The sequence below is a fragment of the Betaproteobacteria bacterium genome, from assembly GCA_016720925.1.
GTDB lineage: Bacteria > Pseudomonadota > Gammaproteobacteria > Burkholderiales > Usitatibacteraceae > UKL13-2.
In genome coordinates this window covers 86,491-109,580 of the sequence record JADKJR010000022.1, presented here as the reverse complement: position 1 = coordinate 109,580, position 23,090 = coordinate 86,491, and the positions used below count along the sequence as shown (strand labels likewise).

The 23,090-nt window shown below is 59.0% G+C and carries 22 protein-coding genes and 2 pseudogenes; 6 read left to right on the top strand and 18 right to left on the bottom strand.

Features of this window, described 5'->3' with window-relative positions; all coding sequences use genetic code 11:
• The first annotated feature begins 106 nt into the window (after nt 1–106).
• Nucleotides 107–745, top strand: coding sequence for a hypothetical protein (locus IPP88_20625; protein MBL0125011.1), 639 nt, complete (start codon nt 107–109; stop codon nt 743–745).
• A 74-nt stretch (nt 746–819) separates the two neighbouring features.
• Nucleotides 820–1,368, top strand: coding sequence for a hypothetical protein (locus IPP88_20620; protein MBL0125010.1), 549 nt, complete (start codon nt 820–822; stop codon nt 1,366–1,368).
• Between the two features lie 126 nt (nt 1,369–1,494).
• On the opposite strand, the gene IPP88_20615 is transcribed toward IPP88_20620, so the two are convergent.
• The 8 genes from IPP88_20615 to IPP88_20580 all read right to left on the bottom strand — a co-directional run bounded on the left by IPP88_20615 (nt 1,495) and on the right by IPP88_20580 (nt 9,248).
• Complete coding sequence (locus IPP88_20615; GenBank protein ID MBL0125009.1) at nt 1,495–2,031, bottom strand: glycine cleavage system protein R; 537 nt, start codon at nt 2,029–2,031, stop codon at nt 1,495–1,497.
• Between the two features lie 190 nt (nt 2,032–2,221).
• Nucleotides 2,222–3,772 (bottom strand): LysM peptidoglycan-binding domain-containing protein, encoded by a 1,551-nt coding sequence (locus IPP88_20610; GenBank protein ID MBL0125008.1) that lies wholly within the window; start codon nt 3,770–3,772, stop codon nt 2,222–2,224.
• A 323-nt stretch (nt 3,773–4,095) separates the two neighbouring features.
• A complete protein-coding gene (locus tag IPP88_20605; GenBank protein MBL0125007.1) occupies nt 4,096–5,418 on the bottom strand; it encodes a TldE/PmbA family protein in 1,323 nt (440 codons plus the stop codon).
• Between the two features lie 14 nt (nt 5,419–5,432).
• A complete protein-coding gene (locus tag IPP88_20600; GenBank protein MBL0125006.1) occupies nt 5,433–6,887 on the bottom strand; it encodes a TldD/PmbA family protein in 1,455 nt (484 codons plus the stop codon).
• 318 nt (nt 6,888–7,205) lie between these two features.
• The gene (locus tag IPP88_20595; protein MBL0125005.1) at nt 7,206–7,457 is read right to left on the bottom strand and encodes a class I SAM-dependent methyltransferase; all 252 of its coding nucleotides are present in this window, start codon (nt 7,455–7,457) and stop codon (nt 7,206–7,208) included.
• Nucleotides 7,458–7,563: 106 nt separating this feature from the next.
• The gene (locus IPP88_20590) at nt 7,564–8,247 is read right to left on the bottom strand and encodes a hypothetical protein (GenBank protein ID MBL0125004.1); all 684 of its coding nucleotides are present in this window, start codon (nt 8,245–8,247) and stop codon (nt 7,564–7,566) included.
• Nucleotides 8,248–8,273: 26 nt separating this feature from the next.
• On the bottom strand, nt 8,274–8,921 hold the full coding sequence (locus tag IPP88_20585; protein MBL0125003.1) for a SagB/ThcOx family dehydrogenase: 648 nt from the start codon (nt 8,919–8,921) through the stop codon (nt 8,274–8,276).
• A 78-nt stretch (nt 8,922–8,999) separates the two neighbouring features.
• Nucleotides 9,000–9,248 (bottom strand): hypothetical protein, encoded by a 249-nt coding sequence (locus tag IPP88_20580; protein MBL0125002.1) that lies wholly within the window; start codon nt 9,246–9,248, stop codon nt 9,000–9,002.
• A gap of 487 nt (nt 9,249–9,735) precedes the next feature.
• Here IPP88_20580 and groL point away from each other — a divergent pair.
• Nucleotides 9,736–11,353, top strand: a pseudogene (gene groL / locus IPP88_20575) (chaperonin GroEL).
• A 72-nt stretch (nt 11,354–11,425) separates the two neighbouring features.
• Here the strand turns inward: groL and IPP88_20570 are convergent.
• Nucleotides 11,426–11,818, bottom strand: a complete 393-nt coding sequence (locus IPP88_20570) for a TraR/DksA family transcriptional regulator (protein ID MBL0125001.1) — start codon at nt 11,816–11,818, stop codon at nt 11,426–11,428.
• Nucleotides 11,819–11,947: 129 nt separating this feature from the next.
• Nucleotides 11,948–12,829 (bottom strand): L,D-transpeptidase, encoded by an 882-nt coding sequence (locus IPP88_20565; protein ID MBL0125000.1) that lies wholly within the window; start codon nt 12,827–12,829, stop codon nt 11,948–11,950.
• Nucleotides 12,830–13,109: 280 nt separating this feature from the next.
• Here IPP88_20565 and IPP88_20560 point away from each other — a divergent pair, with 280 nt between their 5' ends.
• Together IPP88_20560 and IPP88_20555 are read left to right on the top strand one after the other, a co-directional pair.
• On the top strand, nt 13,110–13,556 hold the full coding sequence (locus IPP88_20560) for a host attachment protein (protein MBL0124999.1): 447 nt from the start codon (nt 13,110–13,112) through the stop codon (nt 13,554–13,556).
• A 336-nt stretch (nt 13,557–13,892) separates the two neighbouring features.
• Complete coding sequence (locus tag IPP88_20555) at nt 13,893–14,648, top strand: helix-turn-helix domain-containing protein (GenBank protein MBL0124998.1); 756 nt, start codon at nt 13,893–13,895, stop codon at nt 14,646–14,648.
• A 29-nt stretch (nt 14,649–14,677) separates the two neighbouring features.
• Here IPP88_20555 and IPP88_20550 read toward each other — a convergent pair whose 3' ends face one another.
• The gene (locus IPP88_20550) at nt 14,678–16,807 is read right to left on the bottom strand and encodes a PAS domain S-box protein (GenBank protein MBL0124997.1); all 2,130 of its coding nucleotides are present in this window, start codon (nt 16,805–16,807) and stop codon (nt 14,678–14,680) included.
• Nucleotides 16,800–17,553 (bottom strand): annotated as a pseudogene (locus IPP88_20545) (response regulator transcription factor). Before IPP88_20545 ends, IPP88_20550 begins: the two are co-directional and overlap by 8 nt.
• 205 nt (nt 17,554–17,758) lie before the next feature.
• Here IPP88_20545 and IPP88_20540 point away from each other — a divergent pair.
• The gene (locus IPP88_20540) at nt 17,759–18,361 is read left to right on the top strand and encodes a hemerythrin domain-containing protein (protein ID MBL0124996.1); all 603 of its coding nucleotides are present in this window, start codon (nt 17,759–17,761) and stop codon (nt 18,359–18,361) included.
• An 80-nt stretch (nt 18,362–18,441) separates the two neighbouring features.
• Here the strand turns inward: IPP88_20540 and IPP88_20535 are convergent, their stop codons facing one another.
• The 6 genes from IPP88_20535 to IPP88_20510 form a co-directional block, all read right to left on the bottom strand.
• Nucleotides 18,442–18,714, bottom strand: a complete 273-nt coding sequence (locus IPP88_20535) for a hypothetical protein (protein ID MBL0124995.1) — start codon at nt 18,712–18,714, stop codon at nt 18,442–18,444.
• A gap of 139 nt (nt 18,715–18,853) precedes the next feature.
• Nucleotides 18,854–20,071 (bottom strand): acyl-CoA dehydrogenase family protein, encoded by a 1,218-nt coding sequence (locus IPP88_20530; GenBank protein ID MBL0124994.1) that lies wholly within the window; start codon nt 20,069–20,071, stop codon nt 18,854–18,856.
• Complete coding sequence (locus IPP88_20525) at nt 20,068–21,156, bottom strand: phosphotransferase (GenBank protein MBL0124993.1); 1,089 nt, start codon at nt 21,154–21,156, stop codon at nt 20,068–20,070. Before IPP88_20525 ends, IPP88_20530 begins: the two co-directional genes overlap by 4 nt.
• Nucleotides 21,149–21,841: a histidine phosphatase family protein gene (locus tag IPP88_20520; GenBank protein ID MBL0124992.1), complete on the bottom strand. Its 693-nt coding sequence runs from the start codon at nt 21,839–21,841 to the stop codon at nt 21,149–21,151. The genes IPP88_20525 and IPP88_20520 overlap by 8 nt, the downstream gene beginning before the upstream one ends.
• A 405-nt stretch (nt 21,842–22,246) precedes the next feature.
• Complete coding sequence (locus tag IPP88_20515) at nt 22,247–22,729, bottom strand: hypothetical protein (GenBank protein MBL0124991.1); 483 nt, start codon at nt 22,727–22,729, stop codon at nt 22,247–22,249.
• Between the two features lie 4 nt (nt 22,730–22,733).
• The gene (locus IPP88_20510; protein MBL0124990.1) at nt 22,734–23,033 is read right to left on the bottom strand and encodes a hypothetical protein; all 300 of its coding nucleotides are present in this window, start codon (nt 23,031–23,033) and stop codon (nt 22,734–22,736) included.
• Nucleotides 23,034–23,090 lie beyond the last annotated feature (57 nt).

Genomic DNA, 23,090 nt, shown 5'->3' with positions numbered 1-23,090 from the left:
GCTCGCGCTGCTCTTCCATCCGGCAATGGCGTCGGACATTGCCATCAACGTTTCCAGCGGGTTCGACTATTCGTCAGGCAAATACGGCGACACGGACAAGACTCGGTTGCTGGTGATCCCCTTTTCAGTTTCAGCCGAAACCTCCGCCTGGATCGTCGGCGCCAGCATGCCGTATCTTCAGGTTCGCAGTGATGACAACGTTCGGGTGACCGACTCAGATATTCTTGTCGGCAGCAGTGCATCGGATAACGATCAGATCAAAACAATTCGCGGCGCAGGCGACCTCGCCACCTTCGCAACCTATAAAGTGCCGGAAACCGACGCGGGCTGGCTGATTGATCTTACCGGACGCGTCAAGTGGCCAACGGCAAGCCGCGCAAAAGGATTCTCCACCGGCAAGATTGATTACGGCGCGCAAATCAATCTTGCACGGCGCGTCGATCGCTGCACCCCCCATGCGAAGGTCGCCTACCAGGTGCGCCGCGGTGAAATCGATGATGAACTGAGAAACGGCTGGGCAGCAAATGCCGGTGTGAAATACAGGCTGAACGGCACAAGCGATATCGATTTCACCTATGACTACCGCCAGCCATCTTCTGCTTTTGGTTTCAAACAGTCCGAACTCAGTATCGCGGTCGGACTCAAGGTTTCAGCGAATTGGCGAGTGGTGCTCTACGGCGTCAAGGGTTTGGCTGACGGCAGCCCGGAGTGGGCCGTGGGCGCCTCGATCGAGGTGCGCAATTGAAGCACTGCAATCATCCAATCACGCTGACCCGCCTCATGCCGATGCCTATCCACTGCGGGCAAGGGAAGAAAACAATGGACATGCATCTGAATTCCACTTTCCTGATACCCCGTCGGTCGAGCGACCGGCGCCGGCCGGGCAGTTGCGAAGCCACCGATTTTTCGTGCGTGTCGCGAAGATCCGAACGTTCGCGTCAGACACAAGCCGGGTTCGAAATACGCAATAGCATTGGAAGAATGACGCACGGCATCGAGATCGAGCTTAGCGGTTTGAGAGAGGAAGACGTTTTCCGCGCTTATTACCTCAATCGGCATGGCATGCCGGATGTCACCCGAACGCGAACGTCGATTCGTGTGCGATTGGAAACGCTCCGCCGGTCGGCTGTTCATTCGCTTTCACAGACGAACATTGTGCGCAATGAAACGGCGGCGCGCCCGTCGCAACCATTCATGTGGGAATTCGCGCTATTTGGCGGCGGCGGAAGTGAACGATTCTGTCTCGAAATGAGCACGCTTGAAGTCATCGCGACCTACCGGTGGTTGGTCGCGGCGGATTCAACCAGCCGCATACTCGTCCTTGAGAGTACGCCGGCGTTCACCCATGATTCCCGAAGCGGCGAATGACAGGCTGGCCCGATTTTCTTTCTGTCGCGTAGTACTGCTGTTGATCGCCATCAATCAAGTCAGGCCGTTCGTCAGTTGAAAGGTTCCGCAGGCTTTGCCATGCGCCGGTACTTGCTATTCATGCCACTATTGCACCGCCGCCTTGGTATCATCCAGCGACATATCAATCATCAGTTCATTGGCCAGGCTTTCGAGTCCCTGCCGAAGTTCATCTTCATCCAGTGCCTGCGGTACCAAAAGCAAGGCCTTCATCTGAAACATCTGCCCGCCCGCCATCGCGCCGCTGGCGATATGTGTTTCCAGTTTCTCGATGCTGATCTGGCGCTGAGCCAACTGACTGGAAATACTGTGGATGATGCCGGGTCGGTCATGTCCGACAAGATCGAGTTTGAGCCGGCGTGTTGAAAGCGGTTTGGCGGCGCTGGCGCCCTTGGTGACGCTGACGTGCATCTGCGGCGACTCCAGCGCACGCAACGCCGCAATCAATGCGTCACATTTTTCGGGGCGAACTTCCAGCTGCACGATGCCGGCAAACTGACCGGCAAAATTGGACATCACGCTGTCTGCCCAATTGGCGCCGAATTCAACGGCCTTGTCGGATAGCGCGCTGACGAGACCGGGACGATCCGGGCCGACGAGTGTAACGACAAGAGAAGTAGTCATGGTGGCGGATCCTTGTGTTGGCGCGACAAGTCAATTCAAGGCAATCTCATCGACTGCGTTCAGGGACATTATCGCGCTTCCGGCTGAGCGAATCCATGCGTCCTGCCGCCACATGAATCGAGCAATGGAAGCGAGAGCACGATAACCAGCGTCAGCGTTTCGTGTACCCAAGGCGGGGCTGCGTGCAGCGCTATGCCGCGATACGGATTTTGAGCCCCGGCTGAATAATCGTGCGACCCGTAAGCTTGTTCCAGCGAAGCAGGTCATCCAGCTCAACGCCGAACTTGATCGCAATGGCAAACAAGCTGTCACCGCTGCGAACGGTGTAGGTGCGTGGCAAAACCGGTCTCGACTTTACCGGTGCGCTGACCCGCACCAGTGCCGGCTCGCGTGCGGCGATAACCGTCGATGCGTTCGCATCGAAACGCACGATCTGACCCACCTGCACGCTGTTTCCTGAGAGGCCGTTTCGGGACTTGATCTGATCAATCGATACGCCGAATCTCCTGGCAATCGAAAATAGCGTGTCGCCGTTCTCTACCCGATAGGATGCAGGCATCGGTTCTGCCATGCCACCGGGTACGGGTGCTACCTGGGATGCCAGTATCGGCGTCGCGCTTGCCGGCGTATCGTCGGCGGCTAGCGCCCTTGGCGGCTGAACGCTGTTGCCGGAGCTGATGGTTTCAATGGCTGCGACAACCGTTGCTTCTGATTTTGGTTCAACGGCTTTTACCGCAGCCGGTGGCTGCGAAGCTTTTAGTGCCGTCTTCTTGTCCAGCGTCGCATTGATGATCCTCGCTTCCTTATGCATCGGCACCATGAATGATGCCGGCTGCGAAAACTTGCCCTTTCTTTCCGGCAGCGAACGATTGGTCGCGCGCAGGTAGGACGCGGTCAATCCGTAACGCCTCGCCACGGCCTCAATCGATTCCCCCCGTTTGGCGCTGGCGGCCTGCCACGAGACCAGCGGCCCATCGAGTGAGCGATACAGCGCCATATTTTCCCGGAAAGTCGCCGCCTTATCGGCGGGCACCAGGAAATAGCCGGTGCCTGACGACGCAACCGGCTTGTTGAAGGCCGGATTCAGCGCCGCAAATTCATCCTCCGGCATTTCCGCGAGTCGAGCGGCAAGCTTGACGTCGATCTTGGCGGGGGCAGCGACCTTGCTGAAATAGGGGCGGTTGTCCATGGAATCCAGCTCGATTCCATAGCTGCCTGGCGCCAGCACGATGTTCTTGACCGCAATGAGCTTGGGCACGTAATTGCGGGTTTCGGGAGGCAAATTGAGGCTGAGATAATCCGTCGGCAAGCCTTTGCGCGCATTCTTCTGGATCGCGCGTGCCACGCAGCCTTCGCCGCAGTTGTAGGCCGCGAATGCAAGCTCCCAGGAATTGAACATGCCGTGCAGCCTTTGCAGATAATCCAGCGCCGCGTGCGTGGAAAGGAGCACATCGCGCCGATTGTCGGCCATCCAGTCCTGTTTCAGGCCAAAGTGTTTGCCGGTACTGGGAATGAATTGCCACATACCCGCGGCCTTGGCCCGCGAATTCGCCTGCGGGTTGAAGGCGCTCTCAATGATCGGCAGCAGCGCGACTTCCGTTGGCATGCCGCGCCGTTCGATTTCTTCGACGACATGGTAGAGATACTTGGATCCGCGATCGACAAAGCGCTGGATGTATTCCGGGCGGGTCGAGTACCACTGTTCATGGTTCTGGACCAATGGCGTATCGAGTTCTCCCATGGCGAATCCGCGCCGGACCCGCTGCCAGAGGTCGGCATCGCTGATGGGCTTTGCAGGTACCAGTTCTGCCAGTGGCGGTTGTGCGGGTGGCGCCGCGTCGACGACGTGGGTTGCCGTCGGATGGGTCCCTGCCGGAACGTTAGCGGCGGGTCGGCGAACGCATCGTGTGAGACAAACGAGGCAAGGAATGCCGACATCGCGCACCCCAGAACACGCAGGTCCCAATGCTCAGGTTTTTGATTAAATACATTCTTTAAACATTTGTTTTATAACAAAATAACAATAACACAAATCTTACGCTTCTCGCAGAATGGACGCCTCCATCATAACGTCAATGCAAAGTCTTTGACTAGGGCGCCTGGCAAACGTGCCGAGCCCGTTGACCGTTCGCCGTAGGTTCCGGAATCGAGGATTAACTCGCGTTCTGCGGTGAGCGCAAGGAGATTGTCACCGAGCACGCGATAGGCGGAATCATCGAAGCGCATGACGTTGAGCGGCGCCTGGATCACACCTTTTTCCACCCAGAAAGTGGCAAACCGGGTCATGCCCGTCATGCGGCAAGCACGCCGGTCGGAAAAGTTGAGATAGTGAAGATTGCCAATCAGAATGCCGGTGCCCAACGTTTTGAGCACGTCATCGCGATGCATGTAACCCGCCGCCATTTCCAGCGCCTCGGGTGCCTCGGCGCTGTTTGCGCCATTGGTTTCGAGGGCGAACTCACGCGCGGAACGCGGACTGACCAGTGCCCCGGCGTGGTGGCCGCGGGAGATCAACGGCACGGTCGCCGACTTGATGAACCCGTCCGCCTGAAAGCCGGGCGCGATGCCATCCTGGCTGTTCTCCTGCAAATCAACGCTCGCGTTCAAGGCGGCCGAGCCGTCTTCCAGCTTCAGCAGCGGACTTTGCTTGTTGCGCTGCGTTTTGATGCCGAACGCTTCCCAACTCAACAGGCCGAGAATTTCATTCATGGCGGACGGCGCCAGATAGGCCCGGTACTGCCCGGGAGCGAGCTGCTTTGGGGCCCGTTTCAGGACGGCCAGCTGTTCGCTGCTCGCGGCCATTTTCCGGGCAAATTCCCCGCCATCCCAATGTGTGCCTGCGTAACTGTTCTTCACCGCCTTGTCTGCGGCGTGGTACAGGCACCACTCGAAATTGAAGTTATCCACCCGATGCCAGTTGCGCTGTCCGAGCGAATTGGCAAAGCCCTTGTAAATCGTGCCGGCGGCATAAATGCCGACCAGGTCCTTGCCCTGTCCAAGTGTCACGACCTGGTCGAGAATGTCGGCATCGGAGGCCAGCCCCGATTCGCCGATGCGCTCGGTCGATTGCGGGATCTGGTTAAAGAGCAGATAAGGATCTTCCGGCAGGTCGGCAAGGTCGCGCCGCAACGCATCGAGCGCCGCCAGGACGAGTCCACGATCGTCTTCCCGCTGTCCGGAAAGCGTCAGATGCGATTCCGCCCGGCGCTGTTGCGCGATCAGCGAAAGCGTCAGTCCGGTTTGCTTGACTGAACCGGCTTGCCGGACGAGGCACTGGTTGAAACGCACGAAGTTTGATTCCTCGGCGGACAGGTACGCGAGATAGGTCTCTTCACTGCGGGTCTGTGTGCCGATGAAATCAGCCAATTGGTAGAAGTAGGTTTGCATTTGAGTTGTTCTGGTTATGCTTCGGCGCCGAACACATCGATGTTCGCGAATTTGCATGCGGGACTGGCGTGTCCGACGCGAATGACCTGGTTGGGTTCGCCCTTGCCGCAGAAAGGCGTGCCCATCACTTCCTGTGTGGCGGCGTTGCCGACCATCGCGAGCGAGCGCCAGAATGTTGCGGAAATGCCGCGGTAGTTCGGGTTCTTGACGATGTGACCGAGCTTGCCGTTCTCGATCACCTGGCCGATTTCACAGCCAAACTGGAATTTGTTGCGCGAGTCGTCGATCGACCACGAGACGTTGGTGCGCATCAGCACGCCGCGTTCGATGGAGGCGATCATGTCATCCAGCGCGCTCGTGCCGGGCTCGATATTGAGATTGGCCATGCGGTCGATCGGCGCGCGGTTCCAGGAACACGCCCGGGCGTTGGCGACACCGCGCAGGGCATGTCCCGCCTTGAGGGCGCGTGCCTGCGAGATGCTGCCCCCCAGCGGGCGCTGCAGGATCCCGTTCTGAATGACGTACGCTTTCTCCGCGCGGGCGCCATCGTCGTCGAATGCAAAGCTCGCGAACTGCTCGGCCATGGTCGGATCATAGGTCACGTTTAGTAGCGGCGAGCCGTATTGATAGCTGCCGAACATGTCGAGCGTCACAAAACTGGTGCCGGCGTAGTTGCGTTCATCACCGAGGATGCGATCCAGTTCCAGCGGGTGACCGATGGATTCATGAATCTGCAGCATCATCTGATCCGGCATGAGGAGCACATCCATCTTGCCGGATGGGCAATTGGGTGCCGTGAGCAGCGCGAGTGCTTCTTCTGCAGTACGTTTGCCCGATCCGGGAAAACCCGAACGGGCGACAATTTCAGCGCCACCTTGCTGGCAAAAGCCGTTGTAGCGGCCGCCGAAGGAGCGCGTTTGCGCTTCACCGCCGGCAAATGCCGTCACCGACAGGGCGGGCACCATGAAATCGAATTCCTGCTCGATCATCCCGCCATCGGCAGTGACATAAAGCTGTTTGGTATGGGTGGTCCAGAAGCTTGCCGACCAATCTACTATCCTGTCGTCGATCTTGCATTGCGCGGATTCGGCCTTGAGCATGTCGATTTTTTCGCGCTTGCTGGAGAGCGCCGGCTGCTGCAATCGTGTTTGATAACGCCCCGCTGCCGCCGGCATGGCCAGTGTTGAATAGTCGATCACGCTCCGCCCGGCAGTCAGCCGCGCCCACTCGTGGGCGCGCGCAACGGCGGCGCGCAAGCCGGACTCTGAAAGATCGCTGGTCGCGGCATACCCGTATCCGCCCTTGTCAAAGATGGAAATCATCACCCCGCGATCAACGCAGGTTTGGGGCGGCTCAGTGACGTTTTGGCGAACGTTTAATTGTTCGGTGGTTTCTTCAACAAAACGCAGCGAGCAGAAATCGACTGCCGGGACAACGCGCTTGAAGGTGGATTCGAATGAGGCGGTCATGGGCGGACATCCGGGCTGAGAGTAGTGTTAGGGAAGGGCGTTGGGCCAGGAAATGCTGCGATTGAAAGGGATTGCAGCGGCGACGCGGCCAATCGTTGCAGGTGGTGAAACTGGAGGAAGGACGCTGACTTAAATCAATTTTAACATCGAGTCGGGGAGAGCCGGTCGCAGGTGACGTCGCGGGCAAAATGCGGCAGCGCATCCCCGCATGCCATGCGTTGCGCAATTTGGACGGCGCGACACAGCGCGCCGAATGTTGTCCGGAATGCGCGGGGGCTACAGATCGCATCAGAACTCAAGCATTGGCGCGCCCCCTGGCTACTTTTCGCCTGAAACACCGCGCCAGTGCTTGAGATTTAGCGCGGTTTCGATCCGCAGGCGGATCGCCCGCAAAACGGCTGCCCGATGCCGAAGCGCTTCGGCACGCGTCGCATCGTGCGGACGCAAAACCTCCACACCCCATATTCCGCATTGGACGTTCTCCATCCTTCGATCGACATTGCCGACCGTAACCAGTTCGCCGTCTGGAAAGACATATCGATTGCTGAAGTTGTCCGTGACGGGTTCCACCGTTCCTCGTCGTGGGGGAAGACATGGTTCAGGGTTCGCTGAGATCCTTGAACTGACGGCAGATCTCAAGCAACGCGCATGACCAGCGTTTGCAGTGAGACACCGCCTAAAGTAGCCCGCCTTTTGTCATCGCCTCGACAACGGCGGTGGCAAAACCCTTGACGTCGCCTTCGACATTGCTGCCGGCATCGGTGTGGGTTCGCACGGTCCAGCGTATCTTCCCGCTTGCAACATCGATAACCGTGGTGCTGGCGAGATAGCGTTGGGTGACGCGGACGTCGGCACGGCGATACAAATAGGGCCAGTAGTACCGGTACCAGCCGTCGTACAGGCCGTACCATGGTACCGGCGGTTCATCGATAGTCAGCCTCGTAATGTGTTCGTGGCCGACGACCGCGCTGGACAGAACAGTCGCCGCACCTTGAAGCCGTGCCGCATCAAGGATTGCCTTGTTTCCGTCGGCGACAAACTCACCGTGAACAACTTCATAGCTGCGCGTCACGTCAATGCCGCGCGCGGACAATTGTGCCCTGAGTTCATCTTCATAAACACGGCGCATGGTCTGGTCGCTGGTCAAGCCGACGACGAGAACCTTTCCTTCAATCTTGCGGGCGGTGAAGTCAGGATTGGACCACTGCACATCGACCGTTGTCGTCGCGCAGCCCGCCAATAGCATGGCCGCCACGAACACGCGACTGGTGGCAGCGAATGTTCGCCGGGAGACCGCGTCGATCAACCCAAGCCCGGCTGCGGCAGTACGATCCCCGTTTTTCCGCCTGAAATGATTCATGATTTCTCCTTTGAAGATGTCGCTGGTCACGACGGCGGCGTACCGCCTGACAGCGCGGCGGGATAACCAACGGTTTGTGAAAGCAGCAATTGGTGGTCAGGTGTGAGCGCCATGGCTTTTGCCAGCGCGTCGCGGTCGATCCATGCCCGAATTACCGTGGCGAGTCCGGCGGACGCACAATAAAGGTAGATGTTTTGCGCAATGGCCCCGGCGGCGACCGAGGCGTAAGACTGGCGCTGCGCGGCCGGCACCATGTAAATCAGGTCAAGCGGTGCATCGTCAACAAAATCCTGGTAGCCGGTCACGCGCCTGACGTCCTCGGCACCGGTCATCCGCAGCACATGCGCATGCGGGTCGTAAAGATATAAGCCGGAAGGCATTGCCGCATAAAGGTCAATCTCCTGCGCGTTCATCGCGGAAGGAGCGGTGCGGCCGGTGTCACTCTTCCGGTTAATTCCAAATCCTGCCCAAAGCAGATTCGATAGCACCTGTGGCGGCAAAACCTCTTGCAGAAACTCACGCCTGGATTGCCGTTGTCGAAGCGCGTCCAGCAGCGGCATACCGCCTGTTGTCTCGGGAGCGGGGAGCACAATGGTCTGCGGCCCGTCACCGATTGCGGGAAGGGGCCGCATTTTCCCCATCAGGCCCAGTGCAACTTTCGTCAAAGTACTCATCGGCGACATACCTTTTCGTCATGATGAGATGCGGATTGTAAGAGCGCGCTACTTCCTGTTTTGCGTTTCCTCAAGGAATCAGTTGAAGCCTGCCGGTACCGGACGGGAGCAGCCTTCCGAATCCCGCTCGTATTTTTCACGCAGACGCGCAAAGCCCTTCCGATACGCCTCCGCATCCCCAAACTCGAAGAAGCACAAGTGTTGCCGCGCGATGATCTCTTGCGCGAATTGCACACGTTTGCCACGGATCACAAACTCGATTTCCTCCCGTTTCTTTTGAAGCTCGTTTTCCCGCTCCTCATGCAGTCGGTGGATGCGGATGAGCAAGTCATCAATGGCTTTGGACATGTCATGCTTTTGAGGAATCGTACGGGGTCAGGTACGGGCGAAAAAAAGACTCGCCGGCCCTCACGGGCCGGCGAGCCGAGTGGAGCTCCCTTATCCAGTTTCTCAGGCTGAACAAGTCTGAAGGCCGTCTCCACCTTTGCCAATCCCATGGAATCTGCACATGGAATCCGCAAACTGACCTGGTAGCGACCAAGTCCCCTCACCTCAGTGCCGGGATTCGGAATTACCCGTCATCCACAACACGCTTTCAGAATAGTGCCGATCGATAACCCGCCTTTGCGTTTCGTCAAGATCCGTTCGTTTACTGCCTGCCAGGACAAGTCGTACTCGTCCTGACGGAGTCCTTTCGCAAATCACCGCATTGCCAGGTGGTCCCCGCTTCGCGCTGCTTTGACCATCATCAAATCCGCGGAGCAGAGTTCACCTATGCTTTTCTCCTGCTGTCTTTCACTCATCAGGAGGTTACATGTCCGCGAAGAAACTGCTGTTTGGCGACGAGGCACATGCGAGTTTGCTCAAGGGTATGACCACGCTGGCCGACGCGGTGAAAATTACGCTGGGGCCAAAGGCGCGCACGGTGGTGCTTGAGCGCTCGTTTGGCGCACCGACCGTGATCAACTCCGGCGTCATCGTCGCAAAGGAAGTGGAACTTGAGGACCGGTTCGAAAACATGGGCGCACAGATGTTGCGCGAAGTAGCGTCGCGGACATCCGAAATCGCGGGTGACGGGACCACGACTGCGACCATACTCGCCGCGGCCATGGTCAAGAAAGGCATGAAATATGTATCCGCCGGGATGAATCCCGTCGATATCAAGCGCGGGATGGATCTGGCCGTGAACACGGTAGTCGCGGAATTGCACAAGCTGGCGAAGCCGTGCGACAGTCCGAAGGAGATCGAGCAGGTCGCCGCCATATCAGCGAACAACGACCGGTCAATCGGTGAAATGATTTCCGCGGCCATGGCGCGCGTCGGGCGCGAAGGTGTCATCACAGTGGAAGAGGGCAAGGGCCTCGCCAATGAACTGGACGTGGTCGAGGGCATGATGTTCGACCGCGGCTTTCTCTCCTCATATTTTGTCAACAACCCCGAAAAGCAGAACGTCGTGCTTGAAGATGCATTGATACTGTTGCAGGACAAAAAAATCCTCTCTGTTCAGGAATTGCTACCGATGGTGGAACATGTGGCCAAGCGCGGCCAGCCGCTGCTGGTGATCGCGGAAGATGTCGAAGGAGAAGCGCTGGCAACCCTGGGTGGTGAATACGCTGAGCGGGGTGGTCCGCGCCTGCGCCGTGAAGGCGCCGGCATTTGGCGATCGTCGCAAGGCAATGCTGGAAGATATCGCCATACTGACAGGAGGAAAAGTCATTTCCAGTGAGGCAGGGCGTTCGCTGGAAAAGGCCACGCCTGAAGATCTCGGCCGGGCTCGCCGCATTGAGATCGGCAAGGACAGTACCACCATCATTGGCGGTGCCGGCGACGCGCAGGCTATTGCCGCGCGCATTGCGCAGATCAAGCAACTGCTTGAAGACGCCACCAGCGATTACGACAAGGAGAAGCTGCGTGAACGCATGGCGAAACTGGCGGGCGGGGTGGCGGTGATAAAGGTCGGCGCCGCGACCGAAACCGAAATGAAGGAACGCAAGAGCCGCACCGAGGATGCGCTGCACGCCACGCGAGCTGCGGTGGAAGAGGGCATATTGCCGGGCGGCGGCATTGCCTTGCTGCGCGTCCGGCAATCACTGGATGCACTCAGCGGCGACAACGATGACCAGCGAGCAGGGGTTCAAATCATCGTCAGCGTGCTCGACGAGCCATTGACGCAGATTGTCCGGAACGCGGGGGTAGAGCCATGGGTGGTCATGCAGCGAGTCCTGGAAGGCACCGGCAGTTTTGGCTACAACGCTGCCAACGGCGAGTATGGTGACATGTTCCAGATGGGGGTGCTCGATCCGTGCAAGGTCACCCGCTCGGCGCTGCAGAATGCGGCATCGATCGCAAGCCTCGCGCTTACGGCAGATTGCATGATCGCCCGGCTGCCGGAGAAATCGCGGACGGCAAGTGAAAGTGCGCTGGAAAGCTGAAGCGCTACGCGACTCGACGCGGCAAGGATATCCGCGAGGTACCCGCGGCTACATCCACCAGCAGGACCTGGGTTAGCGACGCCGCTGCTTCGGAGTTTGCGCGTGCTTGTCCGCGCAATGAATGCACAGGATCGCGGTGGGCTGCGATTGCAGCCTCTTCAGGCCGATGTAATGCCCGCATTCCTGGCAAGCGCCATATGTGCCCGCCCGAATGGCATCCAGGCTTTTCTCGATTGCGTTCCGCGTTGCGACACAACCGAGTATGAGGGGAGGAGCATGATCAATCGAGGCGTCGGCAACCACCCCGAAGTCGGTGCCTTCGCGATACCCGGTTGCGCCATTCTGGCCAGACGCGCGGTGGCTGAATTCTTCCAGCAGCAGGTTACGCACATCGCATTCCTCTTTTTCCAGTTGCTGCATCAGTCTCGATACCTCACTGTGCGTCAGGCCATTCATTGCGCGCATGTTCGCTTCTCCGTGGGTTGCTGTCGGCGGGATGTTCAATGTCGAAAATGTTATCGGCGATTTCTCGATGCGACTTGATAATTCTCAAACGCGCGGCGCCCGACTGTATCCGGCAATGACCGACGTCGATCAAGGCGAGGCGTGACGGGCGATCCGCCGTTTTGCGCGGTCCGCCGGCAGTGGCGCCCATGCGGGCCGCTTGCCGTGATCGGACTCCACGATCACCAGATAGCGTCCCGCCTGCGGTGAGCTGATGCGGTCGGCCCGCAATACCCAAAGCCGCTGGCCGCGCGCGACCGCGCTTTCATAGTTGGCATCGAGTACACCATAGCGATCCAAGAAAGCCGTCAGCGTTGAAGGAATGCGGATGCATCCTTTTGAATGGGCCAGTCCGAGTTGGCCCTCCAGCACGTCCGGATCGGTGGCATGCATCTGCAGGCGCATCGCGCTCTGGCCGCCGGAACCCCACCCGCGCTCCGCGAGCGTCCAGCCAAAATCAAACACGCGCATGCCTTTGCGTCCGTATCCGCGAATGCCGAATTCGTTCTTCGTGCCCTCGGCCCTGAAATCAAGGTTGTCCAGCGAATGCTCGAACACGCCGAGCGGCGTGCGGAAGTGATCGAATGCGCCTGGCTTTCCAGTCGACACCGGCGATGCGCCAATGAAGGTCCAATCATGCGGGACGGAACGCCAATAGATCAACAGCGCCTGAATATTCGGGTTCCGGTCGACGATTGCGAAATACTGCGCGGGCAAATCGCCCAGTCCGAACTGAACGATATTGTCTTCAAGCCGTTGGGCATAGGCCGATTGCTCGTCAACCGGCACGTCCAGACGCATGTCCACTTCACGCTCGAAGATCCGGGCAAGCTGAGCGACGCCCGGCTCGGGCAACCCGAATGCCAGTCCCGCACTTGTCACCGTCACGCAGAGGCCCGTCAGGCACAAGGCGAGGATAGCTGTCCGGTATTTGTGGTTCATCGCTGTGCGCCGCCTCTCGGCTAACGACATTAGCGCGGCGTCCAGGCAAGGGGCTTGCCCAATATCAAAGTCCTTGCCGATCCCTGCCTGATGAACTGGCACGCCTGGGCTTGCGAAATGTCAAATCCTCCAACGCCACGATCGATAGCATGGAAACACATGGACTTTCTTCGCTGATTCATGCTGGCGCTTTCTGCGGGAACATCGGCTGCGTTCCGGATGTTTGCGAACACTGGCGCACGACGGAAGCCGGACGTGATTTGACCATCGTGACAATGACGCTGCATTCGACGAATTGAAGGAGCAAACAATGGACAACAAAGACAAACCGAGTACCTGGATAATCCTGGCGAACTCCGCGAGAGCCATTCTGGTTGAAGACCGTGGCGCGGACAGCGCGCTGATTGTTGTCCACGTATTTCGAAATCCAGCAGGGCGGATGAATGCCGCCGGCCTTGTTACCGACCAACCAAGTCGTGCGCAAAGTCCGACCGGAACGGGCACATCGCTGGCGCCACGTACCGATCCACACCGCAACGCCCGCGATCATTTTGCAGCGGAATTGGCGAAACTGCTTGCGGAAAGCCAGCGGCGCGGTGAGTTTTCAAAACTGGTGGTGGCTGCCTCCAATCCATTCTTCGGCATTCTGCTGCACCAGCTGGATCCGCACGTCAAAAAGGTGGTGGCTCGGACTATCGAGCGTGATTTCATCAATGTGCCGCTGAACAGGTTACGTGAAAGGCTTGCGGAGGCCTGACACGGCTTACGGGATCCTCGAAATTCGAGGCGCCACGCACTGATCGGCACGCATAAGATTGCCGGTGATGTGCAATGCTGAAAGCAGCATCGGTTGCAGTCGTCACAATGTCGGGCGAGTGGCTGTCGGCAATATCAGTAAGTAATTGATTGGCTGATGGTTTTATCGCCTCCGCGACTTTACCTGTGAGGCGCCAGCGGCGGCGTTACCCACTGTTACAAAACGTTAGTGTCGGTTCATAGTTCGATGATATGCGCCTCGTAACGTGATCACCGTGGCGACAAGAAATTTGTGCGCCACGGGTTTTCACGTAGCGCCCTCGAAAGGAGAACCGTCATGCACGCCGAACAAGACTTTCTACAGCATCGTCCAGATACTTTTCATCCCGGTCTTGTCCCTGCGTTTGAATACTCGCCGGCGGTCATGGAGTCAATCAGTCCCGGTTGCAACTTGGCCAGGTTGCTGGGTTCCGATTTTCCAATTGCCCATCGACGCCTGAAGCAGGGCGACCTGCTATTTCGCGCGGGCGGCGATTTTCATTCCCTCCACGTCCTCAACGCAGGTTTCGCCAAGACCAGTTACGTATCGGAGGACGGCAGGGAGCGGACCACCGGTTTTCATTTGCGGGGAGACATTCTTGGCCTGGATGCCGTTGCAACGGGCACCTACGAATGCGATGCCATTGCCCTGGACATCTCCGACGTACTGTCGATTCCCTATGACGCCTTGATTGCGCGCGGCCAGCGCGACGCTGCGGTGGCACGCGAACTACATCGTGCATTTGGCAGCGAAATTCGCAGCGACCGGGAGCAGATGCTGAGCATGGGCAGCCTGCACGCGGAGGGCAGGGTGGCCGCCTTTCTTCTGGAGATGTCCCGGCGCTTCGGCTCGCGGGGATTCTCGGCGACAAAACTGCAATTGCGTCTGACCCGCAATGAGATTGGCAGCCTGATCGGCCTGAAACTGGAAACCGTCAGCCGTGCACTTTCACGATTTGCGCGGCTCGGCATAATCAACGTTCACCTTCGCGAAATCGAACTGCTGGATCGCGACGCGTTGCGGGACGTCGTCGCCATGTCGCAATCGCACTGACGTCGGCCTCGCGTCCGACCTTGGCGGGGTCAAGACAGGACAAATCGGGTTCCGGCGCGGCGATCGCCCAGAAGTGTTTCGATGCGCGAAATCAGTTCCGCGAGCTGGTATGGCTTTGCCAGGAATAGCGCCGGCCCAAGGTCGGCTTCGTCCAGCTTGCCATGTGCAAATCCCGACGTGTAGAGGACAGGCAAACCCGGTCTGATTTTCAGCGCCTCGGCGGCAAGCTGCGGGCCTGTCTCGCCCGCGCCGAGGACGACATCGGTGAATAAAAGGGAGATCGGCTCCGGTCCCGCCAGATACCACATCGCTTCCGCCGTGTCTGAAGCCCGCAAGACACGATAGCCGGACCGTTCAAGCAGGACTTCCGTCAGACCAAGTACCTCCAGATCGTCGTCCACAATCAGTATCGTCTCCAGTCCGGGTGGTGATTGCCGCTGGTGGCGTTGGATATCCGCTTGCGCGACGGACGTGGACGCGCGTCGATCGGCGCAGGGGAAATAGAGCTGCACTTCTGTTCCATGTCCGGGTCTGCTTTTTATCCTTATCGTGCCGCTCGATTGTCTGACAAACCCGTGGACCATGCTGAGGCCAAGGCCGGTGCCTTTTCCGATTGGCTTGGTGGTAAAAAACGGCTCATACACGCGACGCATGATCTCGGGTGACATGCCTTGGCCGGTGTCGGATACGCTGATCAGCACATAGAGTCCCGGCGCCAACTCGTGGCCGACATCGGGCGTGTCCTCGCGCAGCGTGGTGGGTGTTGCCGTAATGTACACGTGTCCGCCGTCCGGCATCGCATCGCGGGCATTCAGTATCAGATTGATGATTGCCGTGTCGAATTGCAGGGGATCGGCCAGGCAAGACGGGCAGCCGGGGGCAACCTGCAAATGCATCTCGATTGTCTCGATGATTGTCCGTTGCAGCATTTCGATGATCGCCGCAAGCGCGTTTGCCGGATCGATTGCGCCTGGCGAAAGTGACTGTCTGCTCGCGATCGTGAGCAGCTTGTGCGTCAGCTCCGCTCCCCGTTTGGACGCGCGCTGCGCGGAGTCCACCAGTTTCAGGAACTCGCCGGCACCGGCGCGTTCAATCGCCTCCCGCAGCATTTGCAGGTTGCCCAGCACGATTGTCAGGATGTTGTTGAAGTCGTGCGCGATACCTCCCGTCAACTGGCCGATGGAGTCAAGTCGCTGTGAAAAGGCCAATTGCGATTCAACTTCGGCGCGCACGAATGCGCTGACAATTACATTTCCCACCGCCTGCATGAAATAGAGTTCGTGCTCGCCAAACTGGTCCGGCTGCCGGGAATAGGTCACCAGCAGGCCGACTAGCCGCGTTTCGGTGGCAAGCGGCACTCGCAGGCTGCTACCGAGACCAAGCTCTCGAGCCAGCAAGGCATCCGCGCCGGTTTCGTTGCGATAGTCGCGAATGATGCGGGGTAGCTCCCTGGCGAGCGGGTCATTCGCTTCAATCCTGACGATGGACGAGGCTTCCAGCCGGCTCGCGTGTGCCGCGGAGACGCCATGGATGATTCGCGGACGGAGCTCATCACCGTGGAGCGTCCAAAAGACGATGACGATGTCGGCAGACAAGGTTCCGACAATGAAATCCGGCACGCTTTCGAGCATTTCATCGATACCCTTGGACCGCAGCGCGAGTGCGCCCACCTTTACCAACTGTGAACTGTAATGCGCACGCTTGGTCGCCTCCCTGAAACGCAGGGTAAAGGTCAGATCGCGAATCGCCGCCGCGACCTGCGTTTCGTGGCCAATCTTGATGTGGCTTAGCGCAATTTCCAGCGGAAATTCGGCGCCATCGCGCCGCAGGCCGACCAGTTCGCGTTCAACACCCATCGACTGCGGCTGAGTATGCTCGTGAAAATGCTGCCGCTGTTGCGGATGCCCTTCTGCAAATCGCTGCGGAACAAGCCGCTCGACGAGGGCGCCAACAAGTTCCGATCGGGGCCATCCGAACATCAGGCAGGCCTTTTCATTGGCGAACGTGATCACACCCTGTCGGTTCACGACAAGCATGGCGTCCGGAAGCGACTCAAACAAAGACGGATAGAGGGCATCCGACCCTTCTGCGAACGCCGTACCCTTATCAGTGCCTTTATCAGTGCCCTTAACCGTGCCTTTGGCCACGCCTTTAGCCACGCTTTGCTCCCGGCCTGGGCGGGCGCGATACCTCCGCGATGAACTGGTATCCCAGCCCGCGCACCGCCTTGATGATGCGCGGCTGCTGCGGATCGTCGTCGAGTTTCTTGCGCAAGCGGCCGATTTGCACGTCGATGCTGCGATCGAACGGACCGGCATCGCGGTTGTGGATGATGTCCATCAGCTGGTCGCGGCTCACGACGCGCTGCGGCCTTTCGACCAGCGCCAGCAGCAGATCGAATTCGCCACGCGTGAGCGTGACCTCGACATCGTCCGGGCTTGCAAGGCGGCGCGCGCCCTTATCCAGCGTCCAGCCTTCGAACAGGTATTTGGCCGACTCGCCATTGCCGTCAACCGCGGCCGGCAAGGCCTCATGGTTTTCACCCGAGACGCGCCGCATGACGGTTTTGACCCGCGCCAGCAGCTCGCGCAGGTCAAACGGCTTGGTCACATAATCGTCCGCCCCGACCTCGAGACCGACCACCCGGTCGATCGTTTCTCCGCGACCGGATACGATAATCACCGGGCCGTTCCAGTGTTCGCGCAGGTAGCGGGCGAGGTCGAGTCCGTCTTCGCCTGGCAGGCCCAGATCCAGGAGCACCACGTCGATTCCGCCGTCGGCGACAGCCGCTGCGCATCGCGTCACCTGTCTGCACGCAGGTCACGTGGAAGCCATATTGGCTGAAATAATTTGCAATGAGCTCGTTGACATCGATGTCGTCATCGACACAAAGCAGGTGGGGCATGCGGACGGCATTCATGCGGGCTTTGGAATGAGTTGTTCTTGTTCGTTAAGGTCTGTTTACCAATTGTCACCAAGCCTTGCGCGCGGGACACAAGGCATTTCCTACTTTAATCCTAATATTGTTCCGCAATACAGGAAAATCAAGCTTTCGGCGTGCCGACGGTGTGGTACTTGGAACTGTTGCCTGAGTGAGTGAAGGCACGGTCTTGATCCCCAGAATCCAAAAACGAAATTCCGTATTCCCCATTGAATTCGCGCTACAGGAGATATGTGCACAGCACCGGCATCTGGCGTGTGTGCTGGCGGAACTTGAGCTTCAGGCGGCGGCCATTGCGAAGGGAAGATTGCCTGCGGATTTGCGTGCCCTGTCGGCCCTGTTGCGTTATCTCGACGTGTTCGCGCATGGCGTTCATCAGCAGACGGAAGAGGATTTCCTGTTTTCCGCCATGGAGCAATGCGGGGCACCACCCCATGTCGTCGATGGCGCCATGAACGTTCACGGTACGGCCTTGAACAAGATGACAGCGCTGATGGCTGAATTTGCGGCCTGCCGGTGCCAGCCTGATTCGTCCAATAGCCGCTTCGCGCAACTGTTGCCGGAGCAGATTTCCCTGGAATTCGAGCACATATCGTACGAGGAAAGCGTGGTGCTGCCATGCGCCATCGAATTGCTTCCGGCGGACGAATGGCCGCCAATCGCCAAGGCTTTCCGGTCCCATGACGATCCGCTGTTCGGCGCGCATCCTGCGCCGGAGCTTGCATCACTTCACTACTTGCTGATCGACCGGCCGGATTCGCTGCCTCACTGACTTCAAGACTCAGGCCCGAATCGCGCCTGCGCCGGAATGCACCTGCCGGGAGAGATGGTGAATCAACTGTGCACCAAACTCTAGTACTGGAGCGGCTTCTGGCGGTATTGTGCCTCAAACGCCGCGCCAGTGCTAGAGGTTGAGCGATGGATTCGATCCGCACGAGAATCGCCCGCGAGCCGGCTGTCGCATGCAGAGCGCTGCGCGGCCTGCATGGATGCCAAGCCGCTTGCGTCTTGCCGAGATCCCGCCGCTCCCACCGCAATATCCTGCCGACGTTTCCCGGTCAGCGCGCGCCATTTCTCGACGACCGCGCGCTGCCCGGCCATGCGGTCGCAGTTGGAAATGCGCATGCTGGAAAAATCCAGCGTGATTGATCCGCGAATTGAACATCGTATTCACGGCCGGCAACACGTTGACTGCATGCCAAGCGTCCACCCGCCGCCAATCCGTGGCAGAAGATGTGATGCATCGGCGGCGCGCAGACGATGATCAGTGCCGGTATTTGCCGATTTCCCACTTGGCCAGCGCGGCGCGATGCACCTCATCCGGGCCGTCGGCGAATCGCAGCGCGCGCGCCGCGGTATAGGCATAGGCGAGCGGAAAATCATCAGACAACCCGGCGCCGCCGTGCGCCTGGATCGCCCAGTCGATCACCTGCTGGGCAACGTTCGGCGCGACCACCTTGATCATCGCGATCTCCGTGCGTGCCGCCTTGTTGCCGACGGTGTCCATCATGTACGCAGCCTTCAGGGTCAGCAGTCGCGCCTGGTCGATCATGCAGCGCGACTCGGCGATGCGTTCATGCCAGACCGACTGCGCGGCGATCGGCTTGCCGAACGCGACGCGTGACGTGAGACGTTTGCACATCAGTTCCAGCGCGCGCTCGGCAAGGCCAATCGCACGCATGCAATGGTGAATGCGCCCCGGTCCGAGCCGGCCCTGGGCGATTTCAAAACCGCGTCCTTCGCCGAGCAGGATATTTTCCTTCGGCACCCGCACGTTGCGGAAAGTCATTTCGCAGTGCCCATGCGGCGCATCGTCGTAGCCGAACACGGGAAGAGGGCGGTCGACCGTCACGCCGGGCGTGTCGGCGGGCACGAGAATCATTGATTGCTGCACATGCCTGCCCGCGTCGGGATCGGTCTTGCCCATGACGATGTAGATCTTGCAGCGCGGATCACCGGCGCCGGAAATCCACCACTTCTTGCCATTGATGATGTAGTCGTCGCCGTCGCGGACGATGCGCGTTTCGATGTTGGTGGCATCGGACGACGCAACGCCGGGTTCGGTCATGGCGAAGGCAGAGCGAATCTCGCCGGCCAGTAACGGTGTCAGCCACTGCGCTTGCTGCGCGGGTGTGCCATAAGTGGCAAATACTTCCATGTTGCCGGTGTCCGGCGCGGAGCAATTGAATACTTCCGGCGCCCAGTGCACGCGACCGGTGATCTCGGCCAGCGGTGCATATTCCAGATTCGTCAGGCCCGCGCCCAGATTCGGCTGCGGCATGAACAGGTTCCACAATCCGGCTGCCTTTGCCTTCGGCTTCAATTCCTCGATGATCGCGGTCGGCGTCCAGCGCTTGCCGGCTAGAGTATTGGCTTCCACATCGGCATGAAAACGATGCTCATTCGGATAGATGTGTTCATCGAAAAACGCGTTCAAGCGTTTCTGCAAATCGATGACCTTGGGCGAGTAGTCGAAGTTCATGGTGCCTGTGTTCCTTTGATCAGTTTTTCAGCGATTTTCCAGCCCAGTTCGGCCAGTGGCCTTGCGGCCTTGCCCATCGCCAGCGCCTGCGTGGACGCCGCGGTGCCATCAACAACGCGTTTCATGATCCCTTGCAAAATGCCGGCCATGCGGAACATGTTGTAGGCAAGGTAATACTCGAAGTTGTCGATGCCCGGACGACCGGTGCGCTGGCAATAGGTCGCCACGTACGAATTGAAATCGGGAATGCCCAGCGCCTGCAGGTCCAATCCCGCCAGCCCGCGAAATGTATTCGGCGCCACGTGCCACGCCATGCAGTGATACGCGAAATCAGCCAAGGGGTGACCAAGCGTGGAAAGCTCCCAGTCGAGAATCGCCAGAACGCGCGGTTCAGTGGGGTGGAAGATGAGGTTGTCCAGCCGGTAATCGCCGTGGACGATCGAGGTTTCATCGCCCGGCGGAATATGTTTCGGGAGCCAATCGATGAGCTGGTTCATCGCTTCAATGTTTTCCGTCTCCGAGGCGCGATACTGCTTGGTCCAGCGGGCGATCTGCCGTTCGAAATAGTTCCCGGCCTTGCCGTAATCGGCGAGGCCGATGGCGGCGTAATCGACCTGGTGCAGGCTGGCGATGACGCGATTCATTTCATCGAAGATCGCCGCGCGTTCACTGGTCGTCATGCCCGGCAGGGCGGGGTCCCACAGCACCCGCCCGGCGACAAACTCCATGATGAAAAACGCCCGGCCGATCACCGATTCGTCCTCACATAGCGCATGCATTCTCGCGACGGGGATGCTTGTTTTCCCCAGCGCATCCATCACTTTGAACTCGCGCTCTATCGCATGCGCGGAAGGGAGCAATTTCGCCGCCGGCCCCGGTTTCGAGCGCATCACATAGGTTTCGCCGGGTGTAATCAGCTTGAAAGTCGGATTGGATTGCCCGCCCTTGAATTGCTCAATACTAAGCGGCCCCTTGAAACCCGCCACATTTTCCGTCATCCAGCCTTCCAGCGCGGCGGCGTCAAACTGCTGCCTCGCGGATACCGGCATGGTGCCGGCGAAATGTTCAAAGCCCTGATCAGACATTCGCCTGTTCTCCCATTTTTCGTCGATATTTTTCGTATTGGTCGTGAAGTGTTTCCATGGTCGTTTGGCGGTTTCCCGGCTGCAGCCAGTCGAGGGGCGAGAGATTGACCATGCGCAATACCACGTCCACCCGCGCCGTACCGATATCGAGCACATTGATGCACGCGGGACTTTGCTCGAAGGCGCCCAGCAATTGCCGCTGCCCGGTGACGAGGTAGGAGAGGATCGCGCGATTGACCGCGCCATGCAGCACCAGCAACAGGCTGTCCCAGTTGGCATCCGCGCGCAGGGCGTCGATCTCCGGCAGCACGCGATCCAGCATCTCGCCGACGCTCTCACCGCCCAGGAACTTCACGTCCTCGTCAACCACCCCGTCGGTCAGCGCGGTGAAGCACTGCAACAGATCGCGTTCGGTAATGCTCGCAAGGCGTCCGCCACGGATTTCCTGCAAGCGCGGTCGCTGCTCGACGGGTCCGTGATGGCCGATGGCTGCCAGCACGTGCTGCGCCGTTTGTTCCGTACGCGCAAGCCCGCTGGTAATCACGCGATCGAAGGTGACGTCGTGTTCCGCAAACAGGTTGCCGGCCGCGCGCGCCTGTTCGATGCCGAGCTCGTTCAGCGGCACCGTCTCGGGTGGAACCGGTTTTCCGTCGGGCATGAAATAGGTGACGCTGCCGTGACGCATCAGGTAAATGCGGCGGCGGCCAGGCGTCGGGCTGAGTGTGGACATGGTGGGTGCAGGCACTATAAGAAGTAGGGAAGAAACTCGCGAGAGGTTATGTATGGCACGTCAATATTTATTTTCTTTTTCAGCGCCGAAAACTTGATTCCATTCTATCGAGTTTTTGCAATTATCCCGGCCATGCTGCTGGTTGGTGCATGCCGACTCGAAGACGTGGATGAACTGAAATGCACCGGCAATCGAATCGCCGACATGCGCAAGCTGTGATTACGTGACATGAATAAATTTCATTCACCCAAGTTGCGCGCCCGACGTGGCTTTTCAGCGTACGCCAGCGTGCCCTTTCGTCATCGCGAGACGCGAGGTTTCAATATCAAATCGAGCAATCGTGCAAGCGCGGCAATGCCGTCAAACGACGTGCGCGATGATCTTCCATGCGGCATTGCGGAAGTCCTCGGCTTCTGATTCGTCAATCGTCAAACGGATCAGCTTGTAGCTGGAGTCGATGGCGGTCAGCAGTGCTTCACGCGATGCTCCGGCCTCCTCCAGTTTCTTGACGACCTTGGCCGATTGCTTGCCGAGAACGCTCAGTGCCATTGCCTTAAGCGCTTCAAGCTGGGATTGATCGATCGGGCCGGTCGCGGCGGTATTTCCCATCGCGACAATGGGTGCACTTTTGCCGCGAACCGCCACCAGCCCGTTTGCGAGCAGTTCGATCAGAGCCGTGCGAAATTCCGGGATGACCGAGCCTTTTTCTTCCAGTTGCGCGACCGTCGAGCGGCCATCGACGAAGATCAGCGCGTGGCGCAAGGTTCGCGAAAGCCCATGATCCCTCTGGCTGAGTGCCTCCATGCCAAGGGGCGTCTTGCTGAGGACCGCGTTCGGATCCATCGTCTCAGCCCGCGAGTTCCTCGATGATGCGATAAATCAGCTTCACCGTAATCACGACGTAAATGGCGCCAAACAGGAAGATGAGTGCGACGATCAATCGCATCAGGTTTGGCGGCAGCATGCCGAAGAACGGCGTGACCAGGTAGCCCAGCGTGAACAGGACGACGAGCGCCGTCAGCGTCTTCCAGGTTTTGCCGACCACACCACCCGGAACGCTTCCACCCAGCGAAAACACCAGCCAAAGGCAGTAGAACATCACCAGTATGGCCGCAACGCTGATCATGATGCTGATATCGAAGTTCATCGTCTTTTCTCCCTGTGGGTCACATACGTCACTGGCCGGACCGCTCGCCCGCCAATC